Here is a 15,488-nt window from a genome sequence, read left to right as displayed (position 1 = left end):
GCCCGGATCCGGGGAGCGGCGGAGCGGACGCCGGGACCGTGGACGGACCGCGTCGCCGGTCGGGGCCGCCGGTGGGACTGCCGTGCCTGTGGGGTGTTCCATGATCCTGACCTCAACGCTGCTCGAAGCATCCTGCCCGCCGGGCAGGCGGACGGACTGTACGCCCATCGAGGGCCGGCACGTCCTCGCGTGGCGATCGCACGCCGAATTCGGGCCGAGGAACGGGAACCCGCCCCGGCGAACCGGCCGAGGGCGCGCGTCCGTACCCGCAGGACGGGAGGAATCCCCGACCTGGAGGGCAGGAAGGGTGCCGGCCCTCCCGTCCGTGCCCGACCCGGCACGATAACAATCCACAACAGTCCACGTCGGAGGCCGGGTCCCCGGTTCCGGCAACGTGCCGCGGGCCTGCCCCACGAAGCCGGTGCGGTCCGCCGGACCGGCCACCGACGGACCGGCCACGGACCGGCGCCTCCGCCACGACGGCCCGGACATACCGGCACGGACCTGCTGGAGCCGGCCGCGCCGCTGCCGGCCGAGCCGGTGGCGCCCCGGTTCCGGCCCGAGGACGTGATGGCGGTCCGGTTCACCGGAGGGTCGACCGGGAGACCGAAGGGGGTCCTGCGCCGATTCGTCCGCCCGCCGCGGCCGGAGCTGGTGGCCGCCACGGTGCGGACGCCCACCGCGATGCAGGGCTACTGGCGTGACCCGGAGCTGACCTCCAGGGTCCTCCGCAACGGCCTGGACACCGGCGACCCGGGCAGTCTGGACGGGGCCGGCTACCTGACGGTGGCGGGGCGGCGCGATCCGATGGCGATCGTGGACGCGCACAACGTGTTCCCCCGCGACGTCGAGGAACCGCTGCTGGCGCACCCTGCGGTACGGACGGCGGTCATGTTCGCCACGACCGGACCGGACCGGCTCCAGCGGGCGCACGCCGCCGTGACCGTGCTGCCGGGCAGCGGGGTGACGGCTGAGCAGCTGCACCGGTGGGTGCGGGACCGGAGCGGGCCGGTCTGCGACCCGGCGACGATCCTGGTCCTGCCGGGCATCCTCCTCACCGGGCCCGGCAAGCCGGACCTCGGGGCCCTGCGGGCGCCGGCCGTCCCACCAGGGGCGCACGTGCCGGAATAGTGCGCCTCCCGCGCTTCGACCGCCCGCGCACGCCGCCGTTCGCGCGGCGGACGCGATGCGGAACCGCCCGTGAACACTCGACCTGGCGGGCCGGTCTGCCGATATCCCCGGCGGTACCCTTCGCGCCGCCCTCCAGGAGGCACCTTCCGTGACCTGGCTCCGCGTCCTGACCGCGCTCGGCATCCTCGCCGTGGCGGCCAGCGCCCTGATCGTCTTCGCCCTCTGCACAGCCGCGGCCCGGGGCGACCGCACCGACCGCGGCGCCCCCCGGGGCGGTCTCCGCGAGGACGCCGAGAGGTCCGGACTGATCCGGCGCACGGGCGGGGAGAGCTGACCACCGGTCCGGCCCCCGCCGGGTGACCCCCGGCAGGCACCTCCGCCGACCGTCACCCTCGCGGCGGCGCCCGGGCACCCGGAACGCCGCCCGGTACGCCGCCCGTTCGGCGTCGACACGAGGACACAAGGTGTCCTAAGGTGAACGACGTGTCCTTCGTCGATCCTCCGGCGCACGACACCGACGCGCCGCACGCCCGGCGGCGCGCCGCACCCCGGCGTCCCCGACGGACCCGGTGTCCCCGCACGAAGGAGAAGCACCGTCATGGCCGAGACCCTGACCGCCGCCAAGGCGGACCTGGTCGACCTCGCACACCGCAGGATGCAGAGCGCCATCCCCGACAACGACTGGACCGTCCGCCAGAAGCTCGCGCTCACCTGCCGGATCCTCTTCGACGCCGGCCACGACTCCGGCCTGGCCGGTCAGATCACCGCCCGCGCCGAGCGGCCCGGCACCTACTACACCCAGCAACTCGGTCTCGGCTTCGACGAGATCACCGAATCCAACCTGCTCCTGGTGGACGAGGACCTCAACGTCCTCGAAGGCGGGGGCATGGCCAACCCGGCCAACCGCTTCCACAGCTGGGTGTACCGGGCCCGCCCGGACGTCAACTGCATCATCCACACCCACCCGCTGCACATCTCCGCACTGTCGATGCTGGAGACCCCGCTGGTCGTCTCCCACATGGACCTCTGCCCGCTGTACGACGACTGCGCGTTCCTCGAGAAGTGGCCCGGCATCCCGGTCGGCAACGAGGAGGGCGAGCTCATCTCGGCCGCGCTCGGCGACAAGCGGGCGCTGCTCCTGGCCCACCACGGACAGTTGGTGGCCACGGGCACCGTCGAGGAGTCCTGCACCCTCGCCGTGCTCTTCGAACGGGCGGCCCGGCTCCAGCTGCTGGCCTCCGCGGCCGGCCGGATCCAGGAGATACCGGAGCTGCTCGCCCGCGAGGCCCACGACTGGACCTCCACCCCCAAGCGGGGCCAGGCCAACTTCGCCTACTACGCCCGGCGCGCCCTGCGGGCCGGCCACGGCGACGCACTCGTCCCGCCCGGCTCCCCCCACGCCCACGACGCCCACGACGCCCACGACACGAACGGCGGTGCCTGAGATGACGAGCCTCACCCTGGAAGGGATCATCGCCTACCCGGTGACCCCGTTCGCCGCCGGTGACGGCGGCGTGGACACCGACGCTCTCGCCGCTCTCGTCGACCGCCTGATCGTCTCCGGCGTCCACGCCGTCGCACCGCTCGGCTCGACCGGCGAGAGCGCCTACCTCGACGACCAGGAGTGGTACACCGCCGCCGAGACCGCGCTGGCGGCGGTGGCCGGACGGGTGCCCTCGGTCGTCGGCGTCGCGGACCTCACCACCCGCAACGCGGTCCGGCGCGCCCGCTTCGCCGAACAGGCGGGCGCGGACGCGGTGATGGTGCTGCCGGTGTCGTACTGGAAGCTGGACGAACGCGAGGTGGTCCGGCACTTCACCACGGTGGCCGAGGCCGTCTCCGTGCCGGTGATGATCTACAACAACCCCGCCACCAGCGGGATCGACCTCTCCCCCGAGCTGATGGTCTCCCTCGTCGACCGGGTGGAGAACATCACCATGGTGAAGGAGAGCAGCGGCGACGTGCAGCGGATGCACCGGCTCTCCCAACTCACCGACGGCGCACTGCCGTTCTACAACGGCAGCAACCCGCTGGCGCTGGAGGCGTTCGCCGCCGGCGCGGCCGGCTGGTGCACCGCGGCGCCGTGCCTGATCCCCGAACCGGTGCTGGAGCTCTACCGTGCCGTCCGGGCCGGCGAGCTGGACACCGCCCGCAAGGTGTTCTACCGCCAGCTGCCGGTCCTGGAGTTCATCCTGCGCGGCGGCCTGCCCACCACCGTCAAGGCCGGCCTGGCGCTGCGCGGGCTGGACGTCGGCACGCCGCGCCGCCCGCTGCTGCCGCTGGACGAGGAGCGGACCGGCCGGCTGGCCGAGCTGCTCGCGGCGGTCGGCTGACGCCCGTCGCCCCCGGGACCCGCCCCCGGGACCTCGTGTGAGGGCCGTCGCGTCAGGGTCCTCGTGTCAGGGCAGGGTGGGAACGCGGTCCGCCGGGCCGGCCGGGTCGTCGTGGATCACCACGAGAACCGCGGCCGGCCCGGCGCCGGTGGAGCGGCAACGGTGCGGCAGCGCCGAGTTGAAGTAGACGCTGTCGCCCGGCTCCAGCCGCACGGTCTGCTCCGGGAACTCCAGCTCGACCGTCCCCTCGTGGACGAAGAGGAACTCCTCGCCCGCGTGGGACTTGAACGGCGAGTCACCCAGCTCGGTCGGCGGGTGCATCATGAACGGCACCATCTGCTTGCCGGTCAGCCCGGTCGCGATGCCCTCGTAGTGCGGGGTCCCCGGGCCGGTGCCCCCCGCCATCGGCGTCCGCTCGCCGGCCCGCACCACGGTCACCAGCTCGGGCTCCACCTCGTCCGAGAACAGCCGGCTGACATCCACGTCCAGCGCGTGCGCGAGCTTGAGCGCGGTGGAGATCGACGGGTCGCTGAGGCCGCGCTCCACCTTGGACAGGTAGCTCTTGGTCACCCCGACCTTGGCCGCCAACGCCTCCAGGCTGAGCCGGTTCTGCTTCCTCAGCACCCGCACCCGGCTGCTCATCGCGCCACCTCTCGCCCCGGAACGTCCCGGTCCAGTATCCCATCCGCGCCCGCCGCGCCTCCACCGCGCCCGCGCCGCGGCCCTCAGTGCCCTTCGAGGTCGTCCGGGCGGACGGAGATGTGGTCGGGCGCGAGCTCCACGGCCACCCGGTGCTCCATGCCGAGCGCCTCCAGGAACTTCGCCGGCAACTGCACCCGGCCGGTGCGGTCCAGCATCACGTACTCGGTCTCGTTCACCGACTCCTCGCCGTGCTCGTCGGTGAGCGTCCGGCGGAGCACCTCGCTGCTGGTCCGGCCGTCGCGGATCGCGACGGTGCGCCGCACCTCGCCGGCCACCATCGGGTCGTGGGTGACGATCACGACCGTGGCGCCGAGGTCCCGGTTGACGGTGCGGAAGGCCTCGAAAATGCTCGCCCCGGTGTCCGAGTCGAGCTCACCGGTCGGCTCGTCGGCGAGCAGCACGGGCGGGTTGTTGGCCATGCCGACCGCGATGGCGACCCGCTGCTGCTGGCCGCCGGACATCTCGGAGGGGCGCCGGTGGGCGAGGTCGCCGATCTCCAGGGCCTCCAGCAGTTCGGCGACCCGGGCCGCCTGGCGGCGGGAGGCGCTCCGGGTGGAGCGGCTGCCGCTCAACTGCATCGGCAGGGCGATGTTCTCGGCGGCGGTGAGGAAGGGCAGCAGGTTGCGGGCGGTCTGCTGCCAGATGAAGCCGACCACCTCGCGGCGGTAGCGCAGGCGCTCGCGGGCCGACATCTCCAGCAGGTCGCACCCCGCCACCGTCGCGGTTCCGGCGGTCGGCACGTCGAGGCCCGCCAGGATGGTGAGCAGCGTGGACTTGCCGCTGCCGGAGGCGCCGACCAGGGCGACCAGGTCGCCCTTCCGGATGGTCAGTTCCAGTCCCTGGAGGGCCTGCACCTCGACGCCCTGGGCGCTGAAGATGCGGACCAGGCGGTCGCAGACGATGGCCGCGTCCGCATCTCCGAAGGCCTTGGGCGCGGCGGCGGCACGCGCCCGTTCCTGCAGTTCCTGGAAGGTGGGGACCGGGACGGCCGTCTGTTCCTGGGCGCTGCTGTTCACCGCTGCACTCCTCTCGTCGACGCTGTGCTTCTGTCGCGGTCGCACTGTCGTGCTTCCGTCGTGTGCCGGACCGGGACGCTCATTGCTGGTCCCCCGCCCGGAGTTCGGTGGCGATCTGGCGGCGGCCGGAGACCAGTGCCTCCGCGACCACGCCCGCCGAGACGAGGGCCGCGAGGCCGACCGTCTGGAGCAGGACCGGCGGGACGGCGACCGGCAGGCCGGCCGGGATCGCCGCGCCGACCAGGGTGGACAGGTCGAACGCCGGGCCGAGCAGGGCGACCGCGGCGACCGCGACCAGCCCGCCGCCGACCGCCGCGACCAGCGTCTGCGGCAGGGTCTCCACCAGGATCAGGAAGAGGCCCTGGCGGGGGCGCAGGCCCATCGTCCGCAGCCGGGCCAGCAGGGCGGCCCGTTCGGGCGCGGCCCGTACGAGGGTCAGCAGGACCGCGAGCAGGGCGAGCACCCCGGCGCCGAGCACGGCGACCCAGAACAGCCGCTCGGCGGACTCCTGGAGCGGATCGTCGCCGAGCTCGGCGACCACGCCCGCACCGGTGCGCACCGTGTACCCGGCGGGCAGTGCGTCCTTCTCGGCCGTCGAGCCGGTGACCCGGCCCTTGGTCGCCGTGGCGGCGATCAGTTCGCGCACCAGCCGCTTCAGCTCGGCCTCGTCGACGGAGCCGGCGGCGAACCAGAGGTTGGGGCGGCCGAGTTCCGGTGCGCGGGCGACGGCCGGCGCGGCGGGGAGGACGACGAACATGCGGCCGTCGCCCTGGAGGGCGGGCGTGCCGTCGACGGTCCCGACCGCCCCGACGAGCAGTTCGCCGCCGCCGGGCAGCCGGAGCCGGTGCCCGGTGGCGTCCCCGGCCAGCTTCTCGGCGAGGGCGGTGGAGACCAGCGCCGGCAACGGGGCGTCGGGGCCCTCGGATCCGCCGGCCAGGACGGCCGGGTCGAACGCGCCGTGGCCGAGCGAGCGGGAGATCGCCGCGTACGCGACCGGATCGGCGACCACGGCGGAGATCCGGGTGGAGCCGCTGCCCGTGCCGAGCAGGAACACCTCGGTGTCGGACCAGACCGGGGCGGCGTCCCGGACACCGGGGAGCGCGGCCGCCGCGGCGGCGAAGGCCGGCGTGACGTTGACGCCGATCGGGAGCAGGACCGAGGCGTCGCCGCCTACGGTGAGCCGGGCGGCACGGGTCCGGGCCGACTCGACGGCGTCGAGGACGGTGGCCCCGAAACCGGCGGTGGTGACGGCGAGCAGGAGGGCGAGCAGCGGCAGGACGGAGGGTCGCGGCCGGGTGTCGGTACCGCGGGCGGCGCGGGCCAGCCCGAGGAAGCCGACCACGCCGGGCCGCCGGCCCGCAGCCCTGGCGAGGGCCCCGACCAGCAGCGGCTGGATCCGGGCCAGCACCAACCCACCGGTGAGGGCGAGCAGCAGCGGCGATGCGACCAGCAGCGGGTCCAGGCCGTCGCCGACGGGCGCGACACCGCGCCGCCGGACCTCGGCCACGGCCGCCACGGTGAGGGCCAGCACGGCGAGTTCGCCGACCAGCCGGCGCCGGGCGCCGGCGGCGCGGGGCCGCGACCAGAGGAGTGCGGCGCGGACCGGGAGGGCGAGCAGGGTGAACAGGCCGACGCCGAGCGCGGCCAGGACGGCTCCGCCCCAGCGCGGGGTGGGCAGCAGCCACAGGGCCAGCGCCGTCGCCAGCGCGGCGGCGGGCAGCACGGTGACGGCGCCCTCGCCCAGCAGCCGTCTCGTCACACCGCCGCGCGAACCGCCGCGGGCCTGGAGCAGCCGGAGTTCGGCCGTACGCCGGTCGGAGGTCAGCGCGGCGGCCAGACAGAGCACCACCGCACCGACCCCGGCCAGACCGGCCGGGCCGAGCGCGGCGAGCGGGGCGACGGCCTGCTGCCGGGCGGTGGCCTGGGTGAACAGCTGCGGCAGCTGGGAGTTGATCCGCAGGTCCGGGTGGTAGGTGGCGGCCATCAGCGCGGTCGCGGTGGGACCCGTGAGGTAGGAGGCGATCTCCTGCTGGACCCGGGGCAGTTGGTCGGCGCGCAGGCGGTCGACGTCGAGCGGCAACCGCCAGAAGTCCTGGGCGCCGGTCTCCCAGCCGTCGACCCGGTCGAGGGCGCCCCCGGCGACCATGCCGGTGACCCGCCAGTAGGCGTCCGGGAACTTGCCCGTGGTGTAGGCCAGGCAGGCGTGCACGGGGCAGGGCAGCTCGGTCCAGTACGGGTCCTCCGGGGCCGGGGCGGTGAAGAACCCGACGACCTCGGCCTGGGGTGCCTGGCCGGTGACGGACTCCGTGGTCCGGAGTACGTCACCGAGGTGGATGCCGACGGTGTCCGCGGCGTTCTTGCTGATCGCGATCCGCACGGGGGCGCCCTGCGGGCCGACCTCCGGCCAGCGGCCCTCGACCAGCGTGGTGCGGTCGCCGAGGCCGTTCACGTAGAGCAGGTCCATCATCGGGAGGACGCCCTCGGGCATCGCGAGCCCCGGGTTGGCCAGGGTGCGGGGCTTGCCGCTGCGCGCGCCGTAGACCGGGCCGCCCGGGGCGACGCCGAAGGTCTTACCGGTGTGGGCGGTCAGCTGCGCGGCGGCGGCGTCGAGGTCCTTGGCTCCCCCGCTCAGGCGCGAGGTGGCGAACAGGCTGGTCGCGGCGGGGCCGCGGTCCTTCAGGAACTCGCGCAGCCCCTGGTCGGCCGTCCGGTCCAGGATCCTGGGGAAGGCGGCGGCCAGGAAGACGGTGCCGAAGGCCAGTGCCGCGGTGAGCAGGGCGGCGAGCGGCGTCGCCCGCAGCCTGGTGCGCACCCAGGGCGCGGGGCGGTGGGCGGCCGAGGGGAGGGCGGTCGCCCCGCCCGTGCCGTCCGTTCCGGTCGGGCTGGTCACATCTCCTCCATGTTCCGGAGCCGTTGGGCCACGTCCCGGCGCCGGCGGCCGCCGAGGAGGGCCGAGAGCAGCGGGACGGCGGCGATCACGACGGCCAGGAGCACCGCGGTGCCGACCGGCAGGTCGACCACGGCCTCCGGGACGGGACGGCGGGCCGCCGGGGTGAGCACCACGAGCGGCACGATGAGGTGGACGATCAGGGCGCCGAGGCCGAGTCCGACGAGGCTGCCGAGGCCCACCAGGACGGCCTGTTCGGAGGCCGCGGTGCGAACCAGACGGCGCCTCGGCGTACCGAGGGCGAGCAGCAGCGCGAACTCACGGGACCGTTCGCCCGCCGCGGCGGCCGAGGCGGCGCCGAAGCCGATCGCGGCGAGCACCGTGGTGACGACCGCGATGGCCGCGAGCGCGTTCTGCGGGGCGGCGCTGAGCGGGTCGCCGGTCAGTGCGGCGGCGACCTCCTCGCGCAGTTTCAGGTCCGGCGTGCCGGGGGCGGCGCGCAGGGCGGCGGCGGCCCGGGCGGGTGCCGGGTCGTCGGAGCCGGTGGCCGGCAGCCACCATTCGGCGGGGACGGGGGTCTCCCGGCCCTCGGCGGCGAGCGCCCGGCTGACGGTGGCGAGGTCCAGCAGGAGGGACTTGTCGCCGACGACCGGCAGGGACTCGACGACCGCGCTGATCCGCACCCGCAGGACGGTGGGGCCGACGGGCACCCGGACGGTCTCGCCGACGGCCCCGCCGTTGGCGGTCAGGAAGCCCCGGGTGGCGACGCCGGCGACCTCCTGCGGCGTGCCCGCCGCGGCGGCTCCGGCCGCAGCCGCCGCGACCGGCGTGTAGACGCCCCGGACGCTGCCGGAGGCTCCGTTGACCGGGCGGTAGCGCACCTTGAACAGCTGCTGGGCTTCGGCCCCTCCGAGACGGCCCTCGGTGGCGAGGACGCCGCTGACCGCGGAGCCGGTGGGGGCCCAGGTCAGACCGGCCGGGACCTCGGCGGGCGCGGCGGGAGCGTCCGCCGCGTCGGCGGCGGAGATCCGGCGGACGGTCAGCTCCCCACCGTCCCGGACGTCCGCGGAGACGATCAGCCCCACGACCGAGAGCGGTGCGGACGCCGTGCTGAGCGGGGCGTCCGTCAGGGCGCGCAGGTCGGCGGTGGCGCGGCCCTCGCCCGAGGCGGGGACGCCGATGAGGGGGGCCTGGAAGGTGAGGCCGTAGCGGTCGCGCAGCAGCACCCAGACCTCCGGTCGGCCCTTGGACGGTATGACGTAGCTGTCGCGCGGGTTCTCGGCCTGCTCCCTGGGCACGAACGTGACGTCGGCGTCGATCCGTTGCGGTCGGCCGGGCAGCGGTACTCCGGCCGCCGCCCCGGTGGGCGCGGCCTGGGCCAGGGGGTCGAACAGCGTGTGCGGGTCCTGGTTCTCCAGGAGGTCGGAGCGGACCGGCACGCGGTCGGCGAAACCGGCGGCGTCCAGGATGAGCACCTGCCCGTAGCCGTTGTCGGGGAGCGACTGCTCCTGCCGGACGACCGGGAGGACCCGGTCTCCTCCGGGCAGGGCGCTGTAGCGGCTGCCCTGGCCCATCGGAGCGGTCTTGGAGTTGTAGATCCTCAGCCCGCCGGCGGTGGTGAAGCTCGCCTGGTCCTGCTGGGAGGTGTTCCAGGTGGCGTGCTGGCCGAGTGCCAGGACGCCGGTGGAGACACCGAGGACGAGGAGGAGGACCGGTCCGCTGGCGCGGCCGGGCCGGCGGGCCAGCTGCCAGCCGACCAGGGCGGGCGCCAGGCCGCGACCGCGGGCGGCCAGCCGGGCACCGAGCCGGGCGGCCAGCGGCAGCAGCCGCAGCGCCAGGAGGGTGCCGGCGCAGAGCGCGAGGGTGGGGGTGGCGACCAGGACCGGGTCCAGGCCGAGCCGGCCGTCGGAGTCCGGGGACAACCCGCCGCTGTACTGCGAGAGTTGGTGGTAGGCGAGCACGGCCAGGGCGAGCAGGGCGAGGTCGGCGCCGGACCGGGCGGCGCCGGAGGCCAGGGCCTGGCGGCGGCCGGCCCGGCGCAGCACGGCCGCCCCGGCGCCGCGCAGCACGGCGGGTACGGCGGCGAGCAGGACGCAGCCGAGCGCGCAGAGGACCGAGACCGGCCAGAGCGTCCAGCTGAGACCGGTGTCCAGCGGCACCCGGCGCAGCGGCCCGAAGCCGCCCAGGACGCGGAGCAGCGGCGGGGTGAGCAGGGGGGCCAGCAGCGCGGCGGGCAGGGCGAGCAGCGTCGCTTCCAGGGCGGTGAAGGCGCCGAGCCGGGCGCCGGACGCACCACGGGCGGCGAGCAGGGCGTTCTCGGACTGCTGACGGGTCGCGATCAGGTGGACGACCAGTAGCAGGGCGGCGGCGGCGAGGACGATCAGCTGCAGGGCGCCGATCAGCAGGGTCGACCGGGCGACCAGCGCGCTGGACTCCAGTTCGTCGAGCAGGTCGGGGAGTTCGCTCCGGGCGATCAGGCCGCCGTTCTTCGCGAGCTCGTCGCCCAGCCCGGCGGCCCGGGCGCGCAGGGCGTCGACGGTGGCGGGGGCGGTGCCGGCGAAGTCGGCGTCGAGCAGCCAGCTGCGGCCGTTCTGCGGGACGCCGGCGGCGGTGAAGACACTGTCGTCGACCAGCAGGGGGCCGTAGGTGGTGAAGCCGCCGGCCTGGATCTCGCGCCCTTGCAGCGGATCGAGCCGCCAGTAGAGGTCGGTGGCGTCGGTGGCGCGGTAGAGGCCGGTGATCCGCACGGTGAGCGGCGCGCCGCCGTAGCGGTCGGCGAGCCGGACGTCCGCGGGCAGCGCCTCGGCGGTGAGGCCCAGCCGGGTCAGGACGGTCTGCGGCACGGCCGCCTGGACGGGGCCGCCCGCGCCGCCGGCGGTGGCGACGGCGGGCAGGGTGCCGGCGAGCACGGTGACGCGCTCCCGGTCGAGGGTGGCGAGGAGGGTGAGGTCCGCTTCCTTGCCCCCGGGCTGGCCGGTGGCCTGGCCGCTCGGCTGCCCGGTGGCCGCACTGCTCGGCCGGCTGCCTGACGGGCTGCCCGACTGCGTGTCCGGCAGCCCGTAGGAGCGGCTGCGGGCCAGGCTGTGGACGGTGGTGGGGAGTTCGCCGAAGAGGGCGCGGTTGTAGTCCGCGACCGCCGTCTCGTCCTTGGCCCGCTTGTCCAAGCCGTGCTCGGAGTTGACCACCACCGTGGTCCGCGGGTGGCCCGCGCCCTGGAGCGCCTGGCGCTGACCGACCTCACCCACGGTGCGCTGGAACGCCACCAGTGCGGTGAGCACCGCCGTCGTGATCAGTACGGTGAGCAGCGCCGCACTGGCCAGGGGCAGTCGCCCGCGCAAACGGCGCACGACAAAGCCGAGCATCCTGATTCCTCCCCCGGTCCATCATGGTCCCCGCGCCGCTGCCCCTACGGGCAGACTTGTCCCACTACGCGGATGGGCGCCCTCGGCGCACCGATACGGTGATCACCGGCACTTGATCACCGGATAGCGGACGATGCTGTCAGATCCGGCCAAAGAAAGGAAGGGACTTGCGCGAATCATGTAAGTAATGAGCAAATGCTCCGCACCGCAGCGCTGTTGCGGCTGACAACAGGTCAAGCCGCTCGGCTTTTGCGTGACCGATAGCCATGAACACCTCAGCCCTTTGCCCCCGGCAAGGAGCCCCGTAGGAACACCCGAACACCGAGGGGACGTCGTCATGACGCAGCAACCGGTCGGCACCGTCACGGCTCCCATGGTGGCCGTGACCGATCTCCGACGCAGTTTCGGATCCGGTGAGCGCGCCGTCCACGCGCTGCGCGGGGTCAGCTTCTCCATAGGCAAGGGCGAACTCACCGCCCTCAAGGGCCGGTCCGGCTCCGGCAAGACCACGCTGCTCAACCTGGTCGGCGGCCTCGACAGCCCGAGCGGCGGCACCATCACCCTCGACGGCACCGACATGGGAAGCCTCGACGAGGAGGGCAGGCTCGCCCTTCGCCGCGACCGCCTCGGCTTCGTCTTCCAGTCCTTCGGCCTGCTCCCGGTGCTCACCGCCGCCGAGAACGTCGGCGTACCGATGCGGCTGCGGAAGGTCCCCGCGGCCCAGCGCGAGGAGCGCGCCCACACCCTGCTCGCCCTGGTCGGGCTCGCCGACCACGCCAACCAGCGTCCCGGCGAACTCTCCGGCGGCCAGCAGCAGCGCGTCGCCATCGCCCGCGCCCTCGCCAACGAGCCCGACCTGATCATCGCCGACGAGCCGACCGGCCAGCTGGACTCGGAGACCGGCCGCGCGATCATGCAGCTGCTGCGCGCGGTGGTGCGCAGTGAAGGGGTGACCGTCCTGGTCGCGACCCACGACCCGACCCTGATGGAGCTCGCCGACCGGGTGGTCGAGCTCCGCGACGGCCGGATCGTCGAGGAACCCGCCGCCTGAGCCCGGACGCCACCTGCCGCCGGTCCCGCCGTCGGCCGCTGTCGGCCGGTGGCGTCCGGTCGCCCTGCCGCCGCTCGGACCGGCGGCAGGGCGACCGACCGGGTGTGGCCACAGCGAATGCCCGCACGGACAAAAGGCCGGGCAGCGCAATGCGCCGGGACGGCAGACCGGGGAATCCGGCCCCACCGGCCAGGAATAGGCAGAGGCCCCGCTCACCAGCGATCCGCCACCGCTCAGGAATTCCCCGCCGCGCCCGCACAAGGCGAAGCGCACCGAGAATTGTCCGGCCGGCGGGGTCGGGCGGCTCCGGCGACGAACCGCGGAGGTGAGCACGGAACCGCCGACGAGCGGGGCTCGCCCTGTCACCCGCAATTCGCCGGGCCGTCGATGCCGCGAGCACGGTGACCGCGCAACCGCTGGGCAGACCACCCGCCCCTGGCCAAGCTCTCGAAGCTCGGCGGCCAGGGCCACACGGGCCGTCGGCCGGGCCCTGCCCGCCCCGGGCGTCACCCTGCCGGCCTTCCTCACAGCCGACGTCCTCCCCGGCCTGGTCCGCCGCACCGGCGCGGACCGGTCCGGGCGCTCCGGTCCGGTCCGTGGACACGCTCCCGACGGGTGCGCGGGCATGGCGGATACTGCCCCGAGGACCGACGGAGGGGGCTCGCGATGGGCTGGTCTTCGAGCCTGCTCGGGTTCGGCACCGGACTGCTGATCTCGACGGTGACGGCGCCGGTGGGTGTCTCGGGAGCGGTGTTCCTCCTGCCGGTCCAGGTCAGCGTCCTGGGGGTGCCGAGCCCCGCGGTGACGCCGACGAACCTGCTGTTCAACGTCGTGGCCGGCCCGGGTGCGCTCCTGCGCCACCGCAGGGCCGGACGACTGGGCGGGCCGCTCACCCGGCTGCTGGTCGCGGGCACCGTTCCGGGTGTCGTCATCGGCGCCGCCGTGCGGGTGTTCGCGGTGCCCGGGCCGGAGGTCTTCCGGCTGCTGGTCGCCGCCCTGCTGCTGCCGCTCGGCGGCTGGCTGTGCCTCCGCACCCTGCGTCCTGCCCGGGACCGCGCCGCCACCGCGCCGACGGCCCGGACCACGACCGGACTCGCCCTGGCCGTCGGTGTCGTCGGCGGGATCTACGGGATCGGCGGCGGTTCGATCCTCGGCCCGGTCCTGGTCGGCCGCGGCGTTCCGATCGCCGAGGTGGCACCGGCCGCACTGGCGTCGACGTTCGTGACCTCGCTCGTGGGTGCCGGCACCTACGCGGCGCTGGCCCTGGCAGCCACCGGCGACATCGCCCCCGACTGGGTGCTCGGTCTGTCCTGCGGGCTGGGCGGCCTGGTCGGCGGCTACCTCGGCGCCCGCTTCCAGCCTCATGTGCCCGAGACCGCGCTGCGGCTGCTGCTCGGTGTTCTGGCCGCCGCCGTCGGCCTCCTCTACGCCGTGCAGGGCCTGCGCTGACCGGTGCCCGCCCCGTCGGGGCGAGCGCGGCGGCGAGGTCCCCGTCGGCGGCGCCGGGGACGAGAGGCTCGCGGACGTGTTCACGGCGTGGCGGCAACGGCCGCACGTACGGGTGAACCGACCGGTGGGCCGTGCTGCCCGCCGCCTCGCCGATTCCTCGGCCGCACGACGGCGACCGCGTCAACGCGGCGTCAAGGCCGCGTCAAGGACGAGGGCGGCCGGATCATGAAAGCGTCAGGGACGGGGACGGAGCGGGCACGGGCGGGCATACGGTCATGGTGCTAGCCCGGCCGGCGACGGCGCCGAGGACCGGGGCACCGTCCGTCCGTGCCGTCCCTGCCTGGAGGCAGCCATGAACCGCCGTTCACTCGCCGAGGACCCCGAGCCTTCCGAACCCGTCCCGGCCGGACTCCTCCTGGTCCCCGTCCGGCCGGGTCCGCTGGGCCACACCGCCCGGCTCTTCCGCACGCCCCTCGGCGACCGCACCGCCGTCGCCTTCACGACCGAGCAGCTGCTCATCACCGTCCTGGGCCCCGCCCAGCCGTGGATGACCCTCGCCGAACCCGCCCTGCGGGCCCTCACCGAACCGCTGGGCGTCACCGTGCTCACCGTCGACCCGCAGCTGGCCGCAGCCGCCGCCCGGCCCCGGCGCGAGGGCACCTTGGACGGTCCCCTCCTCATCACCCCGTCCTTCGCGGGCGCTCCGGGCCGAGGGCCCGCGCCCGACGTGCTGCCGCACCGGGCCCGCCGGTAGAGCCTCCGCTCCGACGGGCGGCCGGGCGGCACGGCCGGGTGACCGGCCCGGTGGCACCGCGAAGCGGCAGCCCGAGCCGATCCGCGTCAACATCACCGTCGGCGTCGCCGTCGGCAGGCGGGACTTCAGCGCTGCCCGCCCGAGTTGCGGTCACTGCTCCGGGATGCGGCCGCACATCGCGTTGCCGGGCTCGGACGGGTCGGCACTGATCCAGAACTGCGCCCACAGGAGGGCGAATTCGGGCCGGCTGAGGTACCCGTCGCCGTCCAGGTCGAGCAGGTCGAAGACGTCGTCGGTCTCCACGCTCCGCCCGTGCCAGATGTCGACGAGGCGGCGGTGCTCGGCGCGCGAGATACGGCCGTCCCCGTTCTCGTCCACGGCGTCGAAGACCGTGTCGGCGGTCGCCGTCACGACCTCCCGCAGGGCGGGGAGCCGGTCGACGAGGGCCAGGAACTCGTCCATGTCGACCGTGCCGTCGTGGTCGGTGTCGGCGACCGTGAGCAGGTGGTCCCACCAGCCCGTCATGAGCGCCTCGACCCTGGCCCCCAGCCCGGCGTCCCGCTGGACGGCCGGCAGCCGGCTCCAACGCTCCGCCAGGGCACCGAAGTCGCTCTGCCGCAGGCAGCCGTCCCCGTCCGCGTCGAACGCGGCGAACACGTTGCGGAGCTTGCGCTGCTGGAACTCGCTGGCCATGGACGGGCCTCCCCTGTGCCGACTGCCCCACCACGTGTGGCGACAGGCTGGTGACTTTAAGTGCGCAGCGCGGGCGTCGCCGGGTTTCGGGGGAAGAACCGAGGACTCCC

The 15,488-nt window shown here is 74.9% G+C and carries 12 protein-coding genes; 7 read left to right on the top strand and 5 right to left on the bottom strand.

All coding sequences use genetic code 11. The features are described from left to right. Window positions 1–654 precede the first annotated feature (654 nt). The 4 genes from PUR61_RS04190 (at window position 655) to PUR61_RS04175 (ending at window position 3,464) form a co-directional block, all read left to right on the top strand. Window positions 655–1,131 (top strand): AMP-binding enzyme, encoded by a 477-nt coding sequence (locus PUR61_RS04190; protein ID WP_329875741.1) that lies wholly within the window; start codon window positions 655–657, stop codon window positions 1,129–1,131. Window positions 1,132–1,279: 148 nt separating this feature from the next. Beyond that, entirely contained in the window at window positions 1,280–1,465 is a 186-nt protein-coding gene (locus tag PUR61_RS04185; RefSeq protein WP_329875739.1) for a hypothetical protein, read from the top strand. Between the two features lie 264 nt (window positions 1,466–1,729). After that, on the top strand, window positions 1,730–2,575 hold the full coding sequence (locus tag PUR61_RS04180; RefSeq protein WP_329875737.1) for an aldolase: 846 nt from the start codon (window positions 1,730–1,732) through the stop codon (window positions 2,573–2,575). A gap of 1 nt (window position 2,576) precedes the next feature. Further along, window positions 2,577–3,464 carry a dihydrodipicolinate synthase family protein gene (locus PUR61_RS04175; RefSeq protein ID WP_329875735.1) on the top strand — a complete coding sequence of 296 codons (888 nt, stop codon included), beginning with the start codon at window positions 2,577–2,579 and terminating at the stop codon, window positions 3,462–3,464. A gap of 66 nt (window positions 3,465–3,530) precedes the next feature. Here PUR61_RS04175 and PUR61_RS04170 read toward each other — a convergent pair whose 3' ends face one another. The 4 genes from PUR61_RS04170 to PUR61_RS04155 form a co-directional block, all read right to left on the bottom strand. Then, window positions 3,531–4,106: a helix-turn-helix domain-containing protein gene (locus PUR61_RS04170; protein ID WP_329875733.1), complete on the bottom strand. Its 576-nt coding sequence runs from the start codon at window positions 4,104–4,106 to the stop codon at window positions 3,531–3,533. Window positions 4,107–4,189: 83 nt separating this feature from the next. Further along, window positions 4,190–5,182, bottom strand: a complete 993-nt coding sequence (locus tag PUR61_RS04165; protein ID WP_380354460.1) for an ABC transporter ATP-binding protein — start codon at window positions 5,180–5,182, stop codon at window positions 4,190–4,192. A 79-nt stretch (window positions 5,183–5,261) separates the two neighbouring features. Continuing rightward, a complete protein-coding gene (locus PUR61_RS04160; protein ID WP_329875731.1) occupies window positions 5,262–8,072 on the bottom strand; it encodes an FtsX-like permease family protein in 2,811 nt (936 codons plus the stop codon). Continuing rightward, window positions 8,069–11,431, bottom strand: coding sequence for an FtsX-like permease family protein (locus PUR61_RS04155; RefSeq protein ID WP_329875728.1), 3,363 nt, complete (start codon window positions 11,429–11,431; stop codon window positions 8,069–8,071). Before PUR61_RS04155 ends, PUR61_RS04160 begins: the two co-directional genes overlap by 4 nt. Window positions 11,432–11,768: 337 nt before the next feature. On the opposite strand from PUR61_RS04155, the gene PUR61_RS04150 reads away from it, so the two are divergent. From PUR61_RS04150 to PUR61_RS04140, 3 genes are all read left to right on the top strand, one after another. Beyond that, the gene (locus PUR61_RS04150) at window positions 11,769–12,482 is read left to right on the top strand and encodes an ABC transporter ATP-binding protein (RefSeq protein WP_329875726.1); all 714 of its coding nucleotides are present in this window, start codon (window positions 11,769–11,771) and stop codon (window positions 12,480–12,482) included. Between the two features lie 666 nt (window positions 12,483–13,148). Next, the gene (locus tag PUR61_RS04145; protein WP_329875724.1) at window positions 13,149–13,931 is read left to right on the top strand and encodes a sulfite exporter TauE/SafE family protein; all 783 of its coding nucleotides are present in this window, start codon (window positions 13,149–13,151) and stop codon (window positions 13,929–13,931) included. Window positions 13,932–14,283: 352 nt separating this feature from the next. After that, the gene (locus tag PUR61_RS04140; RefSeq protein WP_329875722.1) at window positions 14,284–14,685 is read left to right on the top strand and encodes an SAV_915 family protein; all 402 of its coding nucleotides are present in this window, start codon (window positions 14,284–14,286) and stop codon (window positions 14,683–14,685) included. Between the two features lie 150 nt (window positions 14,686–14,835). Here the strand turns inward: PUR61_RS04140 and PUR61_RS04135 are convergent, their stop codons facing one another. Next, entirely contained in the window at window positions 14,836–15,378 is a 543-nt protein-coding gene (locus PUR61_RS04135) for an EF-hand domain-containing protein (RefSeq protein WP_329875720.1), read from the bottom strand. Between the last annotated feature and the right edge of the window lie 110 nt (window positions 15,379–15,488).

It is taken from the genome of Streptomyces sp. BE20 (assembly GCF_036322525.1).
Classification (GTDB): Bacteria; Actinomycetota; Actinomycetes; order Streptomycetales; family Streptomycetaceae; genus Kitasatospora.
Note: the sequence above shows the minus strand (reverse complement) of the source record. Positions and strands in the feature narration are given on the sequence as shown.

Bases quoted from the DNA above. Each gene is read 5' to 3' on its own strand.
- PUR61_RS04175 (WP_329875735.1), top strand. From the start codon at position 2,577: ATGACGAGCCTCACCCTGGAAGGGATCATCGCCTACCCGGTGACCCCG.
- PUR61_RS04140 (WP_329875722.1), top strand. From the start codon at position 14,284: ATGAACCGCCGTTCACTCGCCGAGGACCCCGAGCCTTCCGAACCCGTC.
- PUR61_RS04170 (WP_329875733.1), bottom strand. From the start codon at position 4,106: ATGAGCAGCCGGGTGCGGGTGCTGAGGAAGCAGAACCGGCTCAGCCTG.
- PUR61_RS04155 (WP_329875728.1), bottom strand. From the start codon at position 11,431: ATGCTCGGCTTTGTCGTGCGCCGTTTGCGCGGGCGACTGCCCCTGGCC.
- PUR61_RS04150 (WP_329875726.1), top strand. From the start codon at position 11,769: ATGACGCAGCAACCGGTCGGCACCGTCACGGCTCCCATGGTGGCCGTG.
- PUR61_RS04145 (WP_329875724.1), top strand. From the start codon at position 13,149: ATGGGCTGGTCTTCGAGCCTGCTCGGGTTCGGCACCGGACTGCTGATC.
- PUR61_RS04180 (WP_329875737.1), top strand. From the start codon at position 1,730: ATGGCCGAGACCCTGACCGCCGCCAAGGCGGACCTGGTCGACCTCGCA.
- PUR61_RS04135 (WP_329875720.1), bottom strand. From the start codon at position 15,378: ATGGCCAGCGAGTTCCAGCAGCGCAAGCTCCGCAACGTGTTCGCCGCG.